This is a genomic window from Myxococcus sp. MxC21-1, from assembly GCF_032612255.1.
Classification (GTDB): domain Bacteria; phylum Myxococcota; class Myxococcia; order Myxococcales; family Myxococcaceae; genus Myxococcus; species Myxococcus virescens.
This window is the reverse complement of sequence record NZ_CP123278.1, coordinates 6,020,585-6,039,881: the sequence shown is the minus strand read 5'-3', so window position 1 is coordinate 6,039,881 and position 19,297 is coordinate 6,020,585. Positions and strand designations below refer to the sequence as shown.

17 protein-coding genes are annotated in these 19,297 nt (G+C 67.4%); 8 read left to right on the top strand and 9 right to left on the bottom strand.

Annotation, left to right across the window (positions count from 1 at the left end):
* Positions 1-8: 8 nt before the first annotated feature.
* Together QEG98_RS26505 and QEG98_RS26500 are read right to left on the bottom strand one after the other, a co-directional pair.
* Entirely contained in the window at positions 9-677 is a 669-nt protein-coding gene (locus QEG98_RS26505; protein ID WP_316563261.1) for a hypothetical protein, read from the bottom strand.
* A 155-nt stretch (positions 678-832) separates the two neighbouring features.
* Positions 833-1,408, bottom strand: a complete 576-nt coding sequence (locus tag QEG98_RS26500; RefSeq protein ID WP_141592035.1) for an RNA polymerase sigma factor — start codon at positions 1,406-1,408, stop codon at positions 833-835.
* Between the two features lie 159 nt (positions 1,409-1,567).
* On the opposite strand from QEG98_RS26500, the gene serC reads away from it, so the two are divergent.
* The 3 genes from serC (at position 1,568) to QEG98_RS26485 (ending at position 3,687) form a co-directional block, all read left to right on the top strand.
* Positions 1,568-2,656, top strand: coding sequence for a 3-phosphoserine/phosphohydroxythreonine transaminase (gene serC, locus QEG98_RS26495; RefSeq protein ID WP_316563260.1), 1,089 nt, complete (start codon positions 1,568-1,570; stop codon positions 2,654-2,656).
* A 41-nt stretch (positions 2,657-2,697) separates the two neighbouring features.
* A complete protein-coding gene (locus QEG98_RS26490) occupies positions 2,698-3,255 on the top strand; it encodes a chalcone isomerase family protein (RefSeq protein WP_011554925.1) in 558 nt (185 codons plus the stop codon).
* Between the two features lie 183 nt (positions 3,256-3,438).
* Positions 3,439-3,687 (top strand): GlsB/YeaQ/YmgE family stress response membrane protein, encoded by a 249-nt coding sequence (locus QEG98_RS26485; protein WP_090493180.1) that lies wholly within the window; start codon positions 3,439-3,441, stop codon positions 3,685-3,687.
* Positions 3,688-3,709: 22 nt separating this feature from the next.
* Here the strand turns inward: QEG98_RS26485 and QEG98_RS26480 are convergent, their stop codons facing one another.
* The 7 genes from QEG98_RS26480 to QEG98_RS26450 all read right to left on the bottom strand — a co-directional run bounded on the left by QEG98_RS26480 (position 3,710) and on the right by QEG98_RS26450 (position 11,896).
* Positions 3,710-4,747 carry a PA0069 family radical SAM protein gene (locus QEG98_RS26480; protein WP_090493178.1) on the bottom strand — a complete coding sequence of 346 codons (1,038 nt, stop codon included), beginning with the start codon at positions 4,745-4,747 and terminating at the stop codon, positions 3,710-3,712.
* Positions 4,748-4,869: 122 nt separating this feature from the next.
* Complete coding sequence (locus tag QEG98_RS26475) at positions 4,870-5,265, bottom strand: hypothetical protein (RefSeq protein WP_316563259.1); 396 nt, start codon at positions 5,263-5,265, stop codon at positions 4,870-4,872.
* A 417-nt stretch (positions 5,266-5,682) separates the two neighbouring features.
* The gene (locus QEG98_RS26470; RefSeq protein WP_316563258.1) at positions 5,683-7,392 is read right to left on the bottom strand and encodes a metallophosphoesterase; all 1,710 of its coding nucleotides are present in this window, start codon (positions 7,390-7,392) and stop codon (positions 5,683-5,685) included.
* Between the two features lie 56 nt (positions 7,393-7,448).
* Positions 7,449-9,203, bottom strand: a complete 1,755-nt coding sequence (locus tag QEG98_RS26465; protein ID WP_316563257.1) for a GMC family oxidoreductase — start codon at positions 9,201-9,203, stop codon at positions 7,449-7,451.
* Positions 9,203-9,844, bottom strand: a complete 642-nt coding sequence (locus QEG98_RS26460) for a hypothetical protein (protein WP_316563256.1) — start codon at positions 9,842-9,844, stop codon at positions 9,203-9,205. The genes QEG98_RS26465 and QEG98_RS26460 overlap by 1 nt, the downstream gene beginning before the upstream one ends.
* 105 nt (positions 9,845-9,949) lie before the next feature.
* Positions 9,950-10,831, bottom strand: a complete 882-nt coding sequence (locus tag QEG98_RS26455) for an acetoacetate decarboxylase family protein (protein WP_316563255.1) — start codon at positions 10,829-10,831, stop codon at positions 9,950-9,952.
* Between the two features lie 12 nt (positions 10,832-10,843).
* Positions 10,844-11,896 carry an alpha/beta fold hydrolase gene (locus tag QEG98_RS26450; protein ID WP_316563254.1) on the bottom strand — a complete coding sequence of 351 codons (1,053 nt, stop codon included), beginning with the start codon at positions 11,894-11,896 and terminating at the stop codon, positions 10,844-10,846.
* Positions 11,897-12,592: 696 nt separating this feature from the next.
* Here QEG98_RS26450 and QEG98_RS26445 point away from each other — a divergent pair.
* From QEG98_RS26445 to QEG98_RS26425, 5 genes are all read left to right on the top strand, one after another.
* Positions 12,593-13,207 carry a hypothetical protein gene (locus tag QEG98_RS26445; RefSeq protein WP_316563253.1) on the top strand — a complete coding sequence of 205 codons (615 nt, stop codon included), beginning with the start codon at positions 12,593-12,595 and terminating at the stop codon, positions 13,205-13,207.
* Entirely contained in the window at positions 13,171-13,866 is a 696-nt protein-coding gene (locus tag QEG98_RS26440) for a hypothetical protein (protein WP_316563252.1), read from the top strand. Before QEG98_RS26445 ends, QEG98_RS26440 begins: the two co-directional genes overlap by 37 nt.
* 228 nt (positions 13,867-14,094) lie before the next feature.
* Entirely contained in the window at positions 14,095-15,939 is a 1,845-nt protein-coding gene (locus QEG98_RS26435; protein ID WP_316563251.1) for a hypothetical protein, read from the top strand.
* Complete coding sequence (locus QEG98_RS26430; RefSeq protein WP_316563250.1) at positions 15,936-18,617, top strand: hypothetical protein; 2,682 nt, start codon at positions 15,936-15,938, stop codon at positions 18,615-18,617. The genes QEG98_RS26435 and QEG98_RS26430 overlap by 4 nt, the downstream gene beginning before the upstream one ends.
* Positions 18,599-19,027, top strand: coding sequence for a hypothetical protein (locus QEG98_RS26425; protein WP_316563249.1), 429 nt, complete (start codon positions 18,599-18,601; stop codon positions 19,025-19,027). The genes QEG98_RS26430 and QEG98_RS26425 overlap by 19 nt, the downstream gene beginning before the upstream one ends.
* Positions 19,028-19,297 lie beyond the last annotated feature (270 nt).

Genomic DNA, 19,297 nt, shown 5'->3' with positions numbered 1-19,297 from the left:
GGAACCGTTCAAGGACGATTCTGGCTGCTTCGCACGCTCACGTCGAACCGGATGATGGCCAGTGGGTCCTGCCCCTGGGGGGCTGCCTCGTTTCGTCCCTCCAACACTTCACTGACCGTCTCGGCCTCAGGCGGCGCACCGGTGGAGCCCACCAGCCACAGCGTCACCGGGCCTTCCTCTCCCGCGAGGCTCACGCCCGCGAGCCCCTGCGGCCCCTGCAGGTCGTGGGTGCCCGCGGCCAGGGGAAAGTGGCCCAGCAGCTCCGGCGCCGCGCCCTGCCGTTGCTCGAAGAGCAGGGCGGTGCCCGCCTCGGTGGCGTGGTAGCGCAGGAGCAACACCTCCGAATCCTCCACCGAGCTGCCCGGGTCCAGACGCCGCAGGACTCCCGCGCTGTCGCGTGCCACCACCGACAGCTCCAGGGCGATGCGTGCCAGGCGTCCCTTCTCACCCGTCCATTCCGCCGCGGAGCCTTCCTGGCCGGCCGGGTCCGCCGTCCGCATGCGGGGTAGCAACACCACCGCCAGCAGGCACGCGGCAAGTCCTCCGGCGACCAGGCCCCAGTGCCCGGCCGCGGGCCGATGGGCTCGCAGCGCGCGCCGCACGCGCGCCAGACCCACGTCATCCAGGGGCGGGGCGGACGCGCCCGTCGGAGCGAGCCCCAGCAGCAGCGAGTCCACCGGCCGTCGAGCAGGCCCGGGCCCGGGTGCGTGGCGAGGAACGCCTCGCACGTCTCACAGGGGTGCGCCAGGTGCGTGGCGAAGTACGCCACGGCCTCGGGCTCTCGGCGGGAAAGGGCGCGCAGTGCGCCATCGTTCAGGTGTTTCATGAACACTCACTCCCACCGGCCGGCGAGGACTCGCCGCAGCAGCTCGCGCTTGATTCGAGACCGGAACCGCTCCAGCCGCATCGTCACCGCGCTTTTTCCCACGCCCAGCTTCTCCGCAATCTCCCGCGCGGACAGCTCACCCTCCACGTAGAAGAGGTGCACCGTCCGTTTCTCCTCGCCCTCGGGCAGCTCCGCGATGAGTCGCCGTACCACCTCGATGTCACGCTCCAGTTGCAGCGCCTCGGGAATGTGGGGGACCGGTTCCGGTTCAGGGTCCGCCACGTCCTCCTCCAGCCGCCGGGTACTGGACTTCCGCTCCAGCCGCGTCCGGGCCCGGTTTCGGGCAATGGACAGCAGCCATGACTCGAAGGCCCCCGGCTCCTTCAGCCTCGGGAGCGCCCGGAACGCCCGGACGAAGGTCTCCTGGATGACGTCCTCCACCTCATCCGAGTCCAGCTGGGCGAAACCGCCCACCAGCCGCGCCACCAGGGGGCGTGTGCGCCGGTAGATTTCGCTATAGGCAGACGCCTCCCCATGCGCTGCCCGCCGCACCCAATCCGTCAGTCCCTCCGACGCACCCACCTGTCCTCCAGACCCTCGTAAAGGCCCGCCGGCCACAGGGCCGGTGGACGCTACCGTCTCCATGGAAGCAAGCGGGCAACCTTCTTCTCGCTGGCACCCGGGGGGGCGCTGGGGGGAAGAATGTCGCCGCGGCCGTTCATTTCAAGAAGGGACACTGACATGCGCGTCATCAACTTCAATGCCGGCCCGGCCGGATTGCCACTACCGGCCCTCGAGCGGGCTCGGGACGAACTGATTGACTTCCAGGGCTCCGGCATGTCGGTGATGGAGCACAGCCACCGGGGGCGGGAATACGAGGAGGTCCACGACGAAGCCATCTCCCTGTTGACCCGGCTGCTGGGGATTCCCGACACCCACCAGGTCCTGTTCCTCACCGGCGGCGCCTCCCAGCAGTTCGCCCAGGTGCCGATGAACTTCCTGCGGCCCGGCGCCAGCGCGGACTACCTCATGACAGGCGTGTGGAGCGAGAAGGCCTTCGACGAGGCGAAGTACTACGGCGCGCCGCGCGTCGCGGTGAGCACGGCGCAGCCGGACAAGCGCTACACGCGGGTGCCCCGCCAGGATGAGCTGCGCCTCGAGCCGAACGCGGCGTATGTCCACCTGACGAGCAACAACACCATCTTCGGCACCCAGTGGCACACCTTCCCGGACGTGGGGAACGTGCCGTTGGTGGCGGACATGAGCTCGGACTTCCTGTGGAAGGGCTTCGATGTCAGCCGCTTCGGCCTCATCTACGCGGGCGCGCAGAAGAACCTGGGGCCCTCCGGCGTGACGCTGGTGGTGGCTGACAAGGCGTTCATCGCGCGGGGCCGGACGGACATTCCGAAGATCTTCCGCTACACCACCCACGCGGAGAACAACTCGCTCTACAACACGCCGCCGACCCTGGCCATCTACCTGGTGCGCAACGTCCTGGCCTGGATTCAGTCGGTGGGGGGGCTCGCGCAGTTGGAGCAGTGGAACCGGGAGAAAGCGGCGTTGCTCTACGGGGCCGTGGACCGGCACCCGGAATTCTACCGCGCGCCGGTGGAGCGCGAGTCCCGTTCAGTGATGAACGCTGTCTTCCAGTTGCCCACGGAAGCGTTGGATGCGGCCTTCGTCGCTGACGCGAAGCAGCAAGGAATGGTGGGCCTCAAGGGGCACCGGACGGCCGGAGGAATCCGCGTTTCGATGTACAACGCGGTGAGCGTGGAGAATGTGCGCACGCTGGCCGCCTTCATGGACCACTTCGTGAAGACGCGCGGGTAGGCTGCGTCCAACCGCACGGATTACCCACACCCGGAGGATTCATGAAAGCCACGCTGACCGCCGTCGTGCTGTCCCTGATGTTCGCCGCTCCGGCCTTCGCCAAGGAGGTCGCGGGGGTGAAGTACCCGGAGACCGCGTCCGTTGCCGGTAAGGAGCTGAAGCTCAACGGCGTGGGCCTGCGCAGCAAGCTGGTGTTCAAGGTCTACACGGCGGGGCTCTACCTGGAGACGCCGTCCAAGGATGGCGCCGCCATCATCAGCTCGGACCAGATCAAGCGCGTGCGCATGTACATGCTGCGGGACCTGGACAAGAAGACCATCGTCGATGCCATTGGCGACGGCTTCAAGAAGAACGCGGGCTCCAAGCTGCCGGAGCTCCAGCCCAAGCTGGACACCTTCAACGCGGCCATCCCGGACGTGAAGAAGGGTGACGAGCTCATCCTCACGTACATCCCCGGCCAGGGCACGCAGGTGTCCAGCAAGACGGGCAAGGAGATCTCCGTCGAGGGCAAGGACTTCTCCGACGCGCTCTTCTCCGTCTTCGTGGGCAAGAGCCCGGTGGATGGCAGCCTGCGTGACGGGATGCTCGGCAAGGACTGAGTGACGCCGGTGCGCGCCACGTGCGGCGTGGATGCCCCGTGTCTCCGAGCGAGGCACGGGGCGTCGTCGTTTCAGGGGCGGGATGCAATGCGTCCGTGGCTCGCGCGTACAAGATGAGGACGGCCGGCCGCTGCGCGAGGGCGGGAGGTCTGATAGCAACCGGAGGGCACGAAGGAGGTCGTCATGGGAATCTGTACGTGGTTGGTGCTGGGTGGCATCGCGGGCTGGCTGGCCAGCATCATCAAGGGCACCAACGCCCGCATGGGCATGTTCGCCAACATCGCCACCGGCATCGTCGGGGCCATGATTGGCGGCTGGGTTTTCAGTCTGATGGGCGGCACCGGGGTGACGGGCTTCAACCTCTGGTCACTGCTGGTGGCGACGGTGGGCTCCGTCATCCTCATCACCATTGTCCAAGCCATCCGGAAATGACGCCCGCCGCCTGCGTGCGCGCTCAGAAGAGGCTGAGCTGCGGCGTGGGCGGCGGCTTGCGCTCCGGGCGCCGGAAGGTGTCCGGGGCGTCCTCGGTGATGTAGGAGGCGCGGATGCCCACCTTGCGCGCCGCCGTGTGGAAGAGGCGGTGGATGGTCTCCGCGTAGAGGCCGTCACCGCGCATGCGGTGCTTGAAGCGGCTGTCGTTGAGCGCCCCGCCGCGGGTTTCCCGGATGCGGTGGAGCACCCGTTCCGCGCGCAGGGGCAGCTTCGCGCGCAGCCGTTCCGCGAAGACGTCCTTCACCGGGCCGGGCAGCCGCACCAGGATGTGGTGCGCGCGGGTGGCGCCAGCTTCACGTGCCGCGGCCAGCACGCGGTGGATGTCCTCGTCATTGAGGCCCGGGATGATGGGTGCCACCGACACCGCCACGTCGATGCCCGCCTCGGTGAGCCGGCGGATGGTCAGCAGCCGGCGCATGGGGGAGGCGGCATAGGGCTCCATGGCCCGGGCCAGCTCCGCGTTGTGGAAGGGGAGGCTGATGCTGACCCACAGGCGCGCGTCCCGGGCCAGCCGTTGAAGGACGTCCAGGTCCCGTTCGACGAGCACGCCCTTGGTGATGATGCCCACCGGGTTGCGGTACTCGGCGCAGACTTCCAGGCAGCCTCGCGTCAGCCGCAAGGAGGCCTCCAGCGGCTGGTAGCAGTCGGTGACGCCGCTGAAGACGACGGTTTCCCCCTTCCAGGAGGGTTTCTCGAAGGCCTCGCGGAGCAGCTCCGGCGCCCGGGGCTTCACCACCAGCTTCGTCTCGAAGTCGGTGCCCGCGCCCATGTCCAGGTACTGGTGCGTGGGCCGCGCGTAGCAGTACGCGCAGGCGTGGAGGCAGCCCCGGTACGGGTTGACGCTCCAGCTGAACCCCACGTCCGGGCTGTCGTTGTGCGACAGCACCTGCCGGCTGTGGTCCTCGAAGACCTCCAGCTTGGACGGCGGGATTTCGTCCAGGTACTCCACCGCGGTGCTCGCCCAGGGGTTGGGCGGATTGTCGATGGGACGCGCCTTCATACGCCCACCGTGGGCCTGAAAGCACGTTCAGTCAAGGGGCGAGCGACCCTGAAAAAGGGGAACCCCCTGCAGAGAGTTCCCCCCGTTGCGCCACCCGGATGGCGGGCTCCCGAAACAGCGCGCTACCAGGTCCAGACGTAGAGCTTGTGGGTGCCGACGGTGCCGCTCGTGTTGCTCACGTAGAGCCGCGCCCCGGGCCACGCGCAGTTGAGGTTCAGGTTGCTGTGCGTCTGGCCGACGTTGACGGTACCGGAGATGTTGTTGCTCCCGCAGTACGCGTAATACGACGTGGGGGCGGTACCGACGTTCTGGATGGAGAACGGCGTCACGCCGAACAGCCAGGTCGAGAAATCGCGCGTCTGACCCGCGTCAATCCACGCGGACTCCATGGCCTGCTCCACTTCGCTCAGCTCAGGCTGCTGCATGGCCTGCGCGTCCTCCGGCGTGTACTCCCCACCGCAGCCAACGGCAGTCAGAGACAGCAGACCCATAACTCCCAACGTATTGAGCTTCTTCATGACTTCCCCCTCATTGCGAGTTGTCCCCGAATTGGAGACGCGCGGTGTGTATGGGGGTTTTCACCTAATGTAAATGGTGTGTTTCTGACACCCGGTGGGTTGAAACGGATTGCGTCGCTGGATGACGCGTTGCGGTGTCTGTGTCATGGCCGGAACGCCCCGGCCCTTCTGGTGAGAGGGCCGGGCGCTGGGGGCGCGGGATAATGGCTAACGACAGACGGAGTAGAAGTCCGTCACGGCGAATGACGTCTGTCATCCGGAGATACGGGCCGTCTCGTTGCAGCGACAAGACTTGTCGCCGACCCACCGCGTGAGGCTCGCGTCTGGGAGTTGAGGCGGGGCGTGTTCGCTGGCGTGAGGCGTTGCGGAATGCTCAACCGCGGTGCGAACGACGCCAGGACATGCGGTTGCTACAGTTCAGGGCACGCTCACAAGTGGCCGCAATCCGACGCCTACCCTCACGGGACGCGCCCGGTTGGGGTCGATGACAATGGGTTTCTCGATGAGCTCCGGGCGGGTGGCCCGTGTGTCCGCAGGGTCCGGCACCCACACCGGGGCTCCGCCAGGCGCCCCTCGCTTCCACGCGCGGGGGACGCGCCGGATGCCTACTGGGTAGATCGTCAATCCGGAGGCGTCGATGCGCAATCGCAGGAAGCACTTCCAGTCCGGAATGGCCAGTGAAGAGAACGCCTCGTTCGCGTGGCAACCAAACATGTTGAGGGAGCTGATCAGGTACAGCCCCACCAGGAACGGAGCGGCCAGGCAGCCAGACGAGAATAGCAGCAGCCAGCTTGCGATGTCTCGGCGCAGGCTTCCGGGAGCTCCCACGCCGAGCTGCTTCACCAGTGTGACGGCCGCCCGAGTAAGCAGTCCTGCCGTGAGCAGGTGGGCCGACCCGTGGAATCCGCCCGCAAGCCATCGCCAGGGTGCGCCCCGGCGCGCGTCCGCGAACGTGATTGCGCTCACAAGGGTGAGGCCCCCGAGGAACAACGTCCCTGTCCCCTTGAGCGCCCGGTGAAGCACGCGTGAGAGCTTGTCCGATGCGCCCGTGCTGTTCATGTCAGATGCAAGCCCCCACCCAAGCTGCAGGTAGAAGGCACCCATGAAGACGCCGAACCATGGATTGAGGACGGGAAACGCCAGGTTGTGCCACGTGAGACGCCGTGATTTCTGGATCGGCGGAAAGCACTGCCGCAGCTCGAAGCCCTCCGCCTCTCGCTTCTCGCGCGGCAGGTGTGTGGGGTAGAGGTAGGCCCCGCCTCCGCCAGCGACGATCTTTTGTCGTCCGTCCCTGTCCGAGTGCCGCATGTAGTGGTGAAGGTCTCCCGAAAGGAAGATGCTCACCTTCTTGCCCAGCACCAACTGCTCCAGGAACTGGAGGTTGCCTTCCAGTGCCTTGCGCCCGGCGATCGCCTTTATTTTGCTGACGGCCCAATCCGGCTCCGCGTTGCACAGGATGACGCGCTCTCCGTCCTGCATGTAGCTGACCACGTCTTTGAAGAACTCCACCTGCGCGTTGTCCAGGTCGGACTCCAACTGCATGTCCGTGCCGAGGAGCCACCAGCCATGCGGCAGCTTGATGGCGAAGTAGCTACGTCGCTGGCGCGTCCTCCACGCCTCCGATGTCCGGCCCTGGCAGAACAGCCGAACGAAGGAGACAAGCCCGTCGTACCAGTCATGGTTGCCCGGCACGGCGAACAGGTAGGGCCGGCACCGTCGGTGGTTCAGCGCCGCTTCATAGGGGCCCACTGTCCGGTCGTAGTACTCCTGTACGCTCGCGGTGGGGTACACCTCGTCACCACCAAAGATGAGCACTTCGCCTCCCTTCGTGTGGTGAGTGACCCCCTCCGGATCCTCCAGCGCCAGGTCTGGGTTCATCACAGCTGTCGCCACCGCATAGGTGGCGTTCCAGCCATCACCCAGGTCGGACACGTAGTCCATCCACAGCACGTCGCGCGGCCGATTCTCGTTGTCCACGGTGCAGTCGAAGTAAGGCTGCTCCAGTGGCTGCTTCGGGTTGGTCAGCGCATCCAGAAGGCGGCGATCCGCCTGCTTGCCAATGACAGCGGAGAGGAAGGCCTTTACCCCCGTCTTGACCAGGGTACTCGGGTGGAACCACCGCACCATCGGTTTGCCATGCGGCTTGCGTGGTTCGCGGCGTCCCCCACCGGCAGCTCGTATCGTCATATGCGTTCCTCCGTGGTGGGGTGTTTGCGGAGCGCCGTCGTTCGTGGCCATTGCGCAATCAAGTGGTCTGAGAACCGGTCCGCGAGCGCGGCGATGGTGAGGCTCGGGTTGGGGCCGGTGGGGCCAGGCATCACCGAGCCGTCCGCCACGTACAGGCCGGGGTAGTGGAACGCCTCGCCATGGGCGTTCACCACCCCTTCTGCTGGCGTCCGTCCCATGGGGCAGCCACCCAGCGGATGCACGGTGATGACCCGGCTCAAGTAGCTGAGGGGGTTGTGCACCATCTTCGCCTCCAGCGCGTCGGCGATGTCCTCCATGGATTTCCGCACACGGCCGAAGTACTCGCGCGAACCATGCATGCGCCAGTCGATGTCCAGCTTCCCATCTCGTGTCAGGCGCATGTTCCCGTTGGGGATGTCCCGACCCATGGCGAGTAGCGGCAGTGACGTGGCCGAGCCCAGGCAATCTCCCAGCGCTTCAGCAATCTCCTCGCTGACATCCGTGTCGCGCGTCAGGCCGATCCAGCCCTTGATGAGGCGCCAGGCCAGGCGCATGCCCCGCCTCAGAAGGGGGGCCTGCTGCGAGCCTTCATAGAGCCAGTTGATGAACTCCGGGTAGCCCGCGTCCTCGATGTAGTAGCCGCGCCCGGTGCCGCCCTCCTCCTTGCCACGGAAGTGGAGCGCGCTGGTGATGACGGGGCCTCTTCCGCCATCCAGCACCCGAGGCAGGCGGGTCCCAGAGCTGCTGTCCACGCTGCGAAGCAGGAAGCCCAGCAGGTCTCCATTGCCGCAGAAGCGTGTGCCGAGCCGGGCGCTCAGTCGTGGGAAGTGCGCCCGGTTCTTCAGCAGCAGGTACGTGGTGCCGAAGGTGCCCGCCCCCAGTACGAGCCGGTCCGCGGTGAGCGTCACTCGCTGGAGTTGGTCCGAGGCCACCTCGCGCCGCTCGCCCTCGCGGGCCTCGGCATGGTCCACGTACTGAACCACGTAGCCCCCTCCATCCGCGGGCCAGAACTCTTTCACCTCCGCGCGGGTGCGCAGGTCAGCCCCCGCGCGATGCGCCGCGGACAGGTACGTGAAGTCGAGTGTGTTCTTGCTGCCGTAGTTGCACCCGATGTCGCACTCGCCACATAGCCGGCAGGTGGTTCGCATGCGACCGAAGAGGTTCGGTGCCGTCTCGCAGATGGGCTCGCCGAGCGCGGGCGCCGCCCCGGCGTTGGCGAAGGTGATGGCCAGCGGGGGAAGCTGCCAGTCGGCAGCACGGCCCAGGCGTTCGGCGGCCAGCTTCATGGCCAGCGTCTTTGCCGTGGCGTCGTAGGGAGGGTAGGCCAGCGGATATCGCTGGACGTGCATCATCCGCTCGACGGCGGCGTAGTGTTCTTCGAGGTCGTCACGGGTGACAGGCCAATACTCATAACCGCCGGTCTGCGGATGCTCATGGACGAAGGTCTTCTCGTCCTTGCGCAGCATGACGTTGGCGTAGATGAGCGAGCCCCCACCCAGTCCGGAGGAGACGACGCCGCCCAGCCCCCGGAAGGACCAGAGGTTGAACAGGCCGTGCAACCCCTTGCTCGGGTCCCAGAAGTTGTTGCGCATGTCGTAGGGACTGCGCGGGAATGTGCCAGGTGGATAGGCCTTTCCTCGTTCCAGAACGCACACGCGCAGGCCGGCCTCTGCCAGTCGGTACGCCATCACCGAGCCGCCAAAACCAGAGCCCACGATGATTGCGTCGAAGTGCTCGGGACGAAATGCCATTACAAGCTCCTCTCCATGAACGCGGCGGATGGCGCTTCCCCCGCCTGCCGGGCCCTGGGCGCGTAGACGTCCCAAAGCGTCCCCAGGAAGAACCTGCCGAAGTGGCTCACGGCGCCGAATCCCGCAGTGCCATGGCGGGACGAGCGCATGCTGCCGAGGAGTTCGATGAGTGCCCGTTTACCAAGCGTCAGCACGCCCGCGCCCACCACGGGGCCTCGGGCATCCTGGCCCTCGTGGAGGTAGCAGTAGAGTCGTGTGGTGTCCCGCCAGAGGTCGAACCCAGGCTCATCGCGAAGCGTCTTGGTGCCCTCCAGGAAGTACTCGCGGCCCTTCGCGCCGAAGCGCAGGCCGTAGCTCATGAGCTTCGTTCCAGGCTCATCCGCATTGCGAAAGAGGTTGAAGTGGCCCTGTTGCACGGGGAGTTCCTTGCCCAGGGGTGGGTAGCTGACGCGCGCCTCCAGCCGGGCAGCGTGAGCTGCATCGCGGGTGAAGGCGTCCAGGTCATCTACGCTGATGGTGCAATGCATGGTGAAGCGCGCGGCATTGCCCTGGGTCGCCCCCTTCATGGGGTCTGTTGCGCCCATCGCCAGGGGGCCGGACATGCGCTCTTTGAAGGTGAGGTCGGGTGCGGGGGACGTCATGTGCATCATCTCCGGGGTGAGGGCAGCCCGTGCTCGCCGGCCACTGTGAGGTAGCGCCAGGCGTCCGAGCAGCCCAGGTCGAAGGAGGAACGGGTTCGTGGCGCCTCATGTGTGTGGGGGCCCTGGCGGCTTCAGAGGTGTCTTCCCCTGGCCCATCCCCATCACGCTCTCCAGCCCCTCCGGGTACGTTTCCGCAGGCAGCACGGCCTGACTGAGGAACCAGGTCTCGAAGTGGTCGTCGAGCACCCCGCTGGATGTGGGTAGGAAGCTCGTGAAGAACGCGCGCCGGGAGATGCCTAGCGCCCGGAGTGGTCGAATGCGTGGATGGTCACCCATGACGAGCCGTGCACCTGCGCGCTTCCCCAGCCGGAAGCCAAACTTTCCTCGGAAGTAGATGTAGCTTTTGAAGAGCATGCCGCGGAACGCGCAGTAGTTGACGGCTGTGGCGTACAGCGGCAGCCACGCGCGGCGAGGCCGGTCGATTTCGATGAGGGCCACCCGCTGGCCGCCCTCGTCATAGCGGCTGCTCACCGTGCCGTCCTGGATGCGGAAGTCCAGGTTTGCCAGGTGCTTGGGCATGCCCCAGATGCCCTTGCCCCCCTTCACGGAGACCTCCGTGTTGACGGGAAGGTCGAACACGTACTGGCCCAGACCGTGGCGTTTCTGGAACATGAGGGGCAGCAGCGGGCGTGATGGCCGGGGACCGCGAGTGCATGCGATGGCAATGCTGAACTCGATGTATGCGCCGATGTCGGTGGTGCGATAGTCGATGACGGTGACGAGCAGTACGCCTCTCCGGCGTGACACTCGAAGTGGGTGCAGTTCGTTGCCGGGTAGCAGCCGGGCGGCCTGCTCGGCATCGACAGTGAATGCGGCCATCAGCGCCGGCGAGGACTTGGAATTGATTGGCAGCGTGTAGGGGATGCCGTCCACGCGCGAGTAACGGCCGGACTGTGCCTGGATGCGGCTGGGCAGGCGGAACAACATGGCGGCGCTCCTTCACACCGGTTTGTCGAGTTCGGCGAGGATGAGGGGGAAAACATCTCGGGAGGCGTCCTGGCCCATGAACATGTCCAGGTGGCCGTAACCGGGGACCAGATGCAGCATGTGGTAGCCGGGACGGAATCGCTCCAGGTGCTCGAAGCTGCGGCGCTGGCTCTCCGAGAGGAAGCAGCGATTCTGCTCACCGGCAAGGAAGACGAAGCGTGCATCCGTCTCCGGCTCACGCACTGCCAGGTCCTCTGGCAACGCCTGGAAGCCCTCTACCGGCACCAGGTGTCCTGCGCGCACGCACTCGGACATCTGGTGAAAGAATGAGAGAGGGACCTTGGCGAACTCCTGCTGGAGCCAGTCGTGTGTCTCGGAATTGAGGTTCTCGTGGCGCCAGAGCACGGGAAACCCGACGCCATAGGTGAAGCTGGACCAGCGACACACCAGGTTGGCGCACTCATGGTGGAAGGCCCGGACCAGGAGCGTGAGAAGCCTGGCCGTCAGCGTGGGCGCGCCAAAGGCCCACTGTGGATCCAGGTAAGGCGTCAGCCTGGCCACCGGAGCGACGGCGAGCTTCAGTTTCACCGCAGCCGCGTGGGGTACCACCGGGTGAAGAGACACGGCGTTGGTGACGATGACGTCTACTTCAGGGAGCAGCCCGGACACCGCGGCCATGGCGAAACTGCACGAGCCCTGGCAGTGGATGATGGCCTTGACGGTGTCGTGCCCGGATTCGCGCACCACCGTGCGGATGGCAGCCGGGTGGTCCAGAACGGCCGCCTGGTCGAGCGTCCACTCGCTGGGCTCAACGTCGATGCTGGCGCGCCAGTTCTCTAGCCACACGTCGTATCCGTCGGCCACGAGCGCGTCGACGAGCGTCTGCCGTACCGGCGCGCGGAAGATGTTGCTACGGACGCCTGCGCCGTGCACCAAGACGACCGGCCCCTTGTTCGGCTCTGCATCACCGCGGATGCGGATCAGGTGCAACGCACGCCCGTCACCCGCTAGGAAGGGAAAGACCTCCTCCGAGTAACTGGCGGTGCTGTGTGGTTCGGCTGGCATGGCGCCACTCCTCCCTGCTCGAGCAGAACGGCGGCCGACGTGGCGGTCGCCACCTGATTCCTCCTGGCCGCATGACGTGGGGCAGGGGGGCTCTGCTCAAACGTGGGGCGCGGCTGCACCACGTACAACTGGGCCGGCTTCCATCACTGTTCGTGACAGCAAGGCGCCGTCCGCTTCAACGCAGCTCCGCCCTGGCGCTCGTTGTGTGGCGTTGGCTGGCTGGGAGGGCGGCGGTGGCGAGCGGGTAGCCCTCCTCCTTCACGAGGGGCAGCGCCCACGGGTTCGCATGCAGGAGCAACGACAGAGAGACGGGGGTAGGACGACGGGAAGTTCGCGAGGCATGTGTCAGCGTGCTCGATGGGTGATGTCGCTCATGTCGGACACGCATTTGAACACGCATCGCTGCGGTGTGTTCATCGCTCCATGGATCGGCCTCTTCACTTTCGAGAATTGAGAGGATTTTCTCCCGCTGGCATGAAGGTGCCGGCCCTCATGTCCAGGAGGGATGTCACATGGTGTTCGCCGCGGAGCCGTCGGGCGAAAATGCTGTCCAATGGAATGCGTGTCTCAAGGTCAGCGCGCATGTGTTTGAGGCCACGCCGGCGCCTCGTGCATTGCTATGGATTGGCGGCGCTTCGTTGTGATTGTCCTCGTGCCGTGCCGCCATCCCCCAATTCACGTGGAATGGAGCAGATAATGGATGTTCGTCGACTGGCCCGCGAGTGGCGATGGATGCGCATGGCCTTGGCGTTCGGAATGTTGGCCGCGTGTGGGCCTCAGGTGGAGGAGGAGTCCCTTGTTGCCGGAGAGGCTTTGACGGAGGTCGGGTCGTCCTCGAAGGTGTCGGTGTTGGCGCCTGACCCCTACGCCAACCTGGTCGTCCAGAGTGGTGTCATCGCCGTCATCAACCCGGGAAACGCGGTGGGTGCGCCTGATGGGAATGTTGCAAGCTTCTTGGGCCTCCTGGGAGGCTCACTGCTGCTGGACATGGGCGAGGGGGAGGCGGGCACGGGCCCCCTGCGCATCTACTACCGGGGGCTGTCGCTGTCGGTGATTGCCCAGGTGGACTTCCTTCGGGAGGACCTGATCCTCATCAGCACGGGGCAGGCGACCCTCCTGGACCTGGGCATCGGGACGCACTCCGCGCTGGTGCCTTTCAGCAGCGCGACGCCCTACCGGTACGTGCGGCTGCGCGGTGGGCTGGCCGCCCTGTACAGCGTGGATGCCGTGGAGGACATGGGCTTTGGAGGGGTGTCTTTTGCGGCAATGGCCAGGTGGATACGGAGGAGCAGTGTGATGATGGCAATCTGATATCGGGAGATGGCTGCGGTGCCAGCTGCCAGGTGGAGCCGGGCTACACCTGCTCCGGCACGCAGCCCAGTGTCTGCACCGACGTCAACGAATCCGGTGCCTACACCTGCGTGGCCGGTGCCTGCCAGTCGCCCACGGTGCAGTGCGGCTCGCAGTGTGTGGATGTGTCGTCGGATGCGTCCAACTGCGGCGCCTGTGGAAATGTTTGTGACGCTGGGCAGACCTGCTTGGAGAGCGCTTGTGTGGCGGATGGCATCAAGCTGCAAATCGCCACGTCGTGGGCGCGCGCGGGTGATGGGGACCTCGTCGTCCGGACTCCCTCGGGGAAGCTCATCCACGGCGGCAACCGGGGGCCCGGCATTGAAACGGACTATGGGGCGCTGGACCGGATTGCGTCAGCCGGGTGGGGGCCGGAGCGGGTCATCTGGAACGCTGGTGCGCCCCCGCCGGCTGGCCAGTACGACGTCTGCTTCAAGGCGGCGGGTTTTTCTCCGCCGCCCAGCGCTGAGAATCCCGTCTCGTACACCGTCACAGTGAGGTGGCTCGGGCGGCCGGACCTGATTGTCTGGAGCGCCGCCACCAGCGCCGACCTGGGGGCAGAATGCTCCCCGGAGCACCCGACGCACGTCGTGTCCTTCACGTACCCCGGTGGTCCGTAGAGGGCGTCATGTGCTGATGGGACCTGGTCCCTCGCGGCACCGCCTGTCGCCGCGAGGGACCAGGTGATGGGCCACTTTCCGCGGAAGTGAGACAGCCACGGCATCGACGTGCGTCAAGCAGGTCTCGCGGGACTGGGGCTATGCTGCCGCATCATGATCTGCCAAGCCTGCGCTCGGCTCCGTGACGTGGCCTTGGGGGCCATGTGTCAGGAGTGCGGTGCCCCGCTCGTGCCCGCCACCGAGCCGAATCTCGACGCACTCGTCAGGGAGACCCTGCGCCGTCACATCGAAGGCTGGCAGGCCAGCGCGCTCATCGACGTCGTCACCGCGACCCGGCTCGCCGAGTCCCTCGTGCCTGGCACGGACGACCGTCACCCCGAAACGCCGAAGGCAGAGGCGGGTGAGCAGGTCCCCGCCCAGGACTTCTTCGAAGCGGTCGCTGTCCCTTCCGCGGACGCGGCGACCCGCGCGGAAGCCTGGTCCGATGGTGTCGCGACCTCGCTTCGCGACGGGGGAGAATGGCGGCTCTGGGGCTGGGGCGCCGCGCTGGCGCGCTCGTTGGACGAAGCCGCGAAGGCGGAGCGGGAGCAGAGAGCGCGCAAGCGTCGAGGGCTCCGGCCTGACTCGGAGGCGGGGGATGACGACCTGGGCGCGGCGCTGGATTCCGGGCAGACGTTCTTCGACAGGGATGCATCAGGCCCGTTCAGTGGAGGGCTCGAGGCCGTCGTGGCGCTCGATGCACGGCCGGAGAGCGCGCCCCGGTTCCAGGAGTTCATCTGGTGGTTCCTTGGCGCGATGCTGGTGCTGGGCGGCTCACTCATGGGTGTGCGCGAGGCCTGGCAGGCACTCGGCGGCGTTCCGCGCCAGCTCCTCGTCACGGGCGCTCTGTGGGGATACCACGCGGGCTTCATCGGGCTCGGTGTGTTCCTGTCCCGGCGCTCCATGCCGGTGGGGCGCGTGCTCTCGGGCATTGGCCTCGCGTTGCTCCCCGTCGCCTTCATCGCGCTGTCGTCGCTGTTCGCCCTGTCACCTGGGCTCGGTGCCGCGGTGGCGCTTGGCGCCGCCGCGCTGGGCATGGTGCCGCTGAGGTCGGCGGGACGTCTGCTGCATGGCACTTCCGCCGCGGCCCTGGGGTTGGCGCTTCTGCCCTCCCTGCTCGCGGGGCTTCCACTGATGGCGCTCGAGGACGCGCCCTGGCTGCGCACGCTCTGTGCGTCCGTGGGTGTCATGGCCCTGACCGCCACGGTATGGCGCGCACGGAAGGCGGCGGAGGGAAACACGGCGCTCGTCAGCGCGAGCGCCGCGATCTATGGCGCGCTTTGGCTCGCCGTCTTCTGTGTGGTGAGCGCGCCGTCGGGCTTCGACGCCCTGGAGCCAGGTAGCGCCCTGTTCGCGGGCCTCACGCTGTGGGCTCAGGCATTGGCCACCGTCATCGCCGTGGCCGCGACCACTGACGCCGCGCGCGACGCCCATCCGCGCGTGAGTCCGGTGCTGGAGATTGTGGCCTACGCGGTGCTCGCCAGTGGCGCGGTCGTGGGCGCGCTGGGCGCGTTCTCCAGCGAGCCCGGAGGGGACTTCCAGGTCGACTTGGCCTCGGCGCTCGCGCCACTTATCGCGGCGGGTGTCTTCTTCCTGCTGGAGCCACGGCGGCGGGCCCTGGTCCACCTCATGGTGATGACGACGCTCCTCGCTGGAGTCTTGTTCGCTCGCACGCAGGCGCCGACGGAGCCGGGCTGGTGGGTATTCGGCGGCACGGTGGCGACCGCGGGCTTGATGCTCCTGGCGCGTTGGAGTGCCTTTCCGGGACTGCGTATCCGCCTGCTCGCCTGGACCATCCTTGGGTCGCTGGTGGCAATGCCCCTGGTGCGCCAGGTGGGCAGCGCCACCTCGCCGTGGCCCCAGGTGCTGACGGGGCTGGTCATCGCTGGGGCCGCGCACGTTGCTGGCGGCTGGCGCTGGCGGGGCCTGCACTACCTGGGCGGCGTGGGCCTTGTCTTCGGTGTGCTCGCCTTCGTCGAGGGGACCCCGGCGTTGGAGGAAGCTGGGGCCGGCTGGCGGTCTTCGCGCTCGTGAGTGGACTCTACGGTGTCGCGGGGCTCGTGCAGGGCGCGTGGGCGCAGCCTGTGTCGCGAAGGGACGGGCTGCTGCCCCTGGATGACCTCGCCCTCAGCCTGGCCGCGGCGGGAGTCCTCCTGGCCGTGGATTCCTCTCCGAGCGCTCCGAGCCTGCTCGTGTCAGCCACGGGGCTGTCAGCCAGTGTGCTCTCCGCGCTTCCCACGGCCGTGGTCACGGCCTGGTTGCTGCTGCGTGTCCGGCGGGATGGCAGCAGGCTCGTCGGGTTCCTCGCGGCCTCGGGGCTCGCGCTCGCGGTCTCCCAGGTGATGGGCACCGTCTCCGACTTCGCATCCCCGCGAGCCGCCCTGGTCGCCGCGTCATTGGCGCTCGGCTTCGCTGCCTTCTCCGCGCTGCGTGGCCGCACTCCGCTGGATGCCGCGGACACCGCTGCCGGGCGCGAGGGCCGGAGGATGTTCGACCTCTTCAGGCTGCCGCTCGGTGCGCGGGGGCTGCCGCTCTTCACGGATGGTTTCGCCACGGCGGCGCTGGTGCAGACGGTCATCGCCGCGCTCACGCTGGCCGGGTGGCTGGCCAGGCCCACGGATGCCGAGCGCGTCACGTGCCTGCTCGCGGCTGGTCTGCTCCTCGTGGTCGCGCTGGTGGCCTTCGTGTCGCGCGGATTCGAGGCCTGGCACCTGCGCGGCTCGGTGGTGACGCTCGCGTCGCTGGGCGCGCTCATCGCGCTTACCGCTCTGCTCAACCGCGCGGGTCGGCCGTCGCCGCCGGACGTCACGGCTCTGCGGACCTCGCTCATCGGCATCGCGCTCTGGGGCGTCGCGCTGGCGACACGGCGCTTCGGGCCCTGGGTCGCCGGGCTTCTGGAGAAGCCTCGTCACGGCAAGCTCTACCACTGGGTTCCCCATCTCGGCGTGGCCGTCCTGGCATGTGTGCTGCTGAAAGGCGCGCTCCTCGTCGGCCTGCCCCGGCCGTCCCGTGCGCTGGCTCTCATTCCGCCCCTGATGTTGCTGGGGCCCGCGGTGTTGATGTTGCTGCTCTCCGTGTCCGCGCGCTCGGTGCGGCTCGCGAGCGTGGGGCTCTGGCTCGGGCTGCCCGGTGCGGCGCTCTGGGCCGCGAGGCAGTCGCTGCTCGGGCCCAGACTCACGCACGCGTGGTCGTCCGAGGGCAGGTGGGTGCGCATCGGCGCCGAGTCCCTGCACTGGCTCGATCAGGACGCGTGGCTCGCACCAGGAGACACGGTGTTCCTGCTGTGGCAGCGGGCTTTCGCGGGCATCGCCGCCGTGGGGCTCGTCTATGCCGTTGCCTCGCTCCGGGGGCTGCCCGATTCCTTCCAGCGCCTGTTGCAGCGCCATTCGGTCATCAGTGTGGGCGTGGTCTTCGTCGCGGCCCTCTTCCAGCCCGGGCTCACGGCGGCAGGCCTGGTCTGCATCGCCGGTCTGGTGCTGTTCCTCGGAGGGGCCAGGGCGCAGGGGCGTGGTGTGCTCGGCGCGAGCGTCCTCCTGCTGGTCCACGCGTTGGCGCACCGTGAGGACGTCTTCGAGGTGTGGCCCGGCCCGGTGCTCGCGCTGGTGGGGCTGACGGTGGTGACGCTGGGGCCGTGGATCGTCCGGCGCAGGGGCTTGTCCGAGAGCGCCGCTCGCATGCGCATCCACCAGGCCAGCGCCATCTATCTGTTGGCAGCGCTCGTGTACGCGTTGGCGACGAATGGGACGCCGTCGTCGACGCTCGCCGCGCTCAACCTCCTGTGGGAGATGCTGCTGAACATGGGCGGGAGCTGGATGGTCTCTCCCGCGTTGCCTCTAACACTGGCGCTCGTCGCCGCGTCGGTGCTCGTGGCGGCTTTCCAGTGGAAGGGCACGCTCGCCTCGCTCGTCGCGACGCTGGGGGCCTGGGTGGTGGGCGGCACATTCGTCGCCTCACTCATGGCCTTCCTGTCGATTCGCGCGAGTCTGGTCGGCCCGTGGCTGCGTTATGGCGCGCTCTTCATCCTCCATGGCGCGGCCCTGTCCCTGGCCGCCTCTGTGGGCGTGCTGGCCCTCCATGCCGCCCAGGAGTGGGTGCGGAGGCGTCGACCGGACGTCGCGGGCGGCCTGTCGTGGGGGCGCGACACAGGGTTCGTGGTGAGTGGGCTGATGCTCGCGGCCCTGGCGGTGGGGGGCGCCGCCTCCGACGGCGCTCTTCCGCTGGCCATCGCCTCCATTGGCATCCTGGTGTTGGTGGCGTTGCACTGCGCTTGGATCCAGCACACCGGCCGGCACGTCTACTTCGTGCAGACAGCGGTGGTCGGCGTCTACGCCCTGGTGCGCAATCTGTATGCACCGGGCCTGCGCGCCGAGCACGACGCATTCTTCGCGCTGGTCCTGGGCTTCATCCTGGTGGGCGTGACGGTGCTGGCCCGGCGGGCGGGCGTGCAGCCCGTGGAGGCGGCCACCCGGCGCTTCGCGGCACTGCTGCCCGTGGGCATGGCGCTGGTGCTGCCAGGCGAGGCGACGCAGGAGGCGGCACTGCTCGCGGGGGCTCCGGACTCCTGTACGCGACGCTGGGCGCGGTGGAGCGCAGCCGGCTGTTCGGTGCGTTCGCCGCGGCCGCGTGCAACTTCGCGCTGCTCATCTCCGCGCTGGCCTTTGGCCTGGAGGGTTTGGAAATCTACCTGGCGCCCATGGGTTTGCTGTTGTTGATGCTGGGCCAGCTCTTCGCGGAGAGCCTGCCGCACGCCGCGCGCAACACGGTGCGAATCCTCGGGGGCTTGTTGCTGTATGTGCCCGCGGCGGCGCGCATCGCGGTCCAGGTGGGCCAGTCTCCCGACGGCACGTATGCGCTCGTCTTCGGCGGGGTGTGTCTGCTCGGCGTGGTGGCGGGCATGGTGTTCCAGATTCGCGCCTACCTGGCGTTGGGGACCCTGTTCCTCACGCTGGACGTCGCGGCCACGCTGCTCGACGCTGGGCTGAGGGACCACCGCATCGGCTTCCTGGTGATGACGCTCACCGGGCTCACACTCATTGGCGGGCGCGTCCTGACGACGTTGAAGCGTCAGGAGTGGGAACTGCTCGTGCGGCGGGTCCGCGTCCAGCTTCGCGGTTGGGATTGAGGGGGCGCGCCACCGCTGTCTTTTCTCTTCACTCCCAAGAATCGAGAAGGCTTCCTCATGCTGGGACAGGAGTCGCAGCCTTCGTGTCCAGGGTGGGTGTCGCCTTGCGGTCGACGCGGCGATACCTGGAGAAAAAGCTGTCCAATGGCACACGCGTTCTGGATTCGAAGTGCGTGCCTTTAAAGCTGAAAATGGAATTCGTGCGTTCATTGTTGTGGCGGTTATCCGGCGTGACAGTCCTCACGCCGGACCGCCATCCCCAAGTCCAAG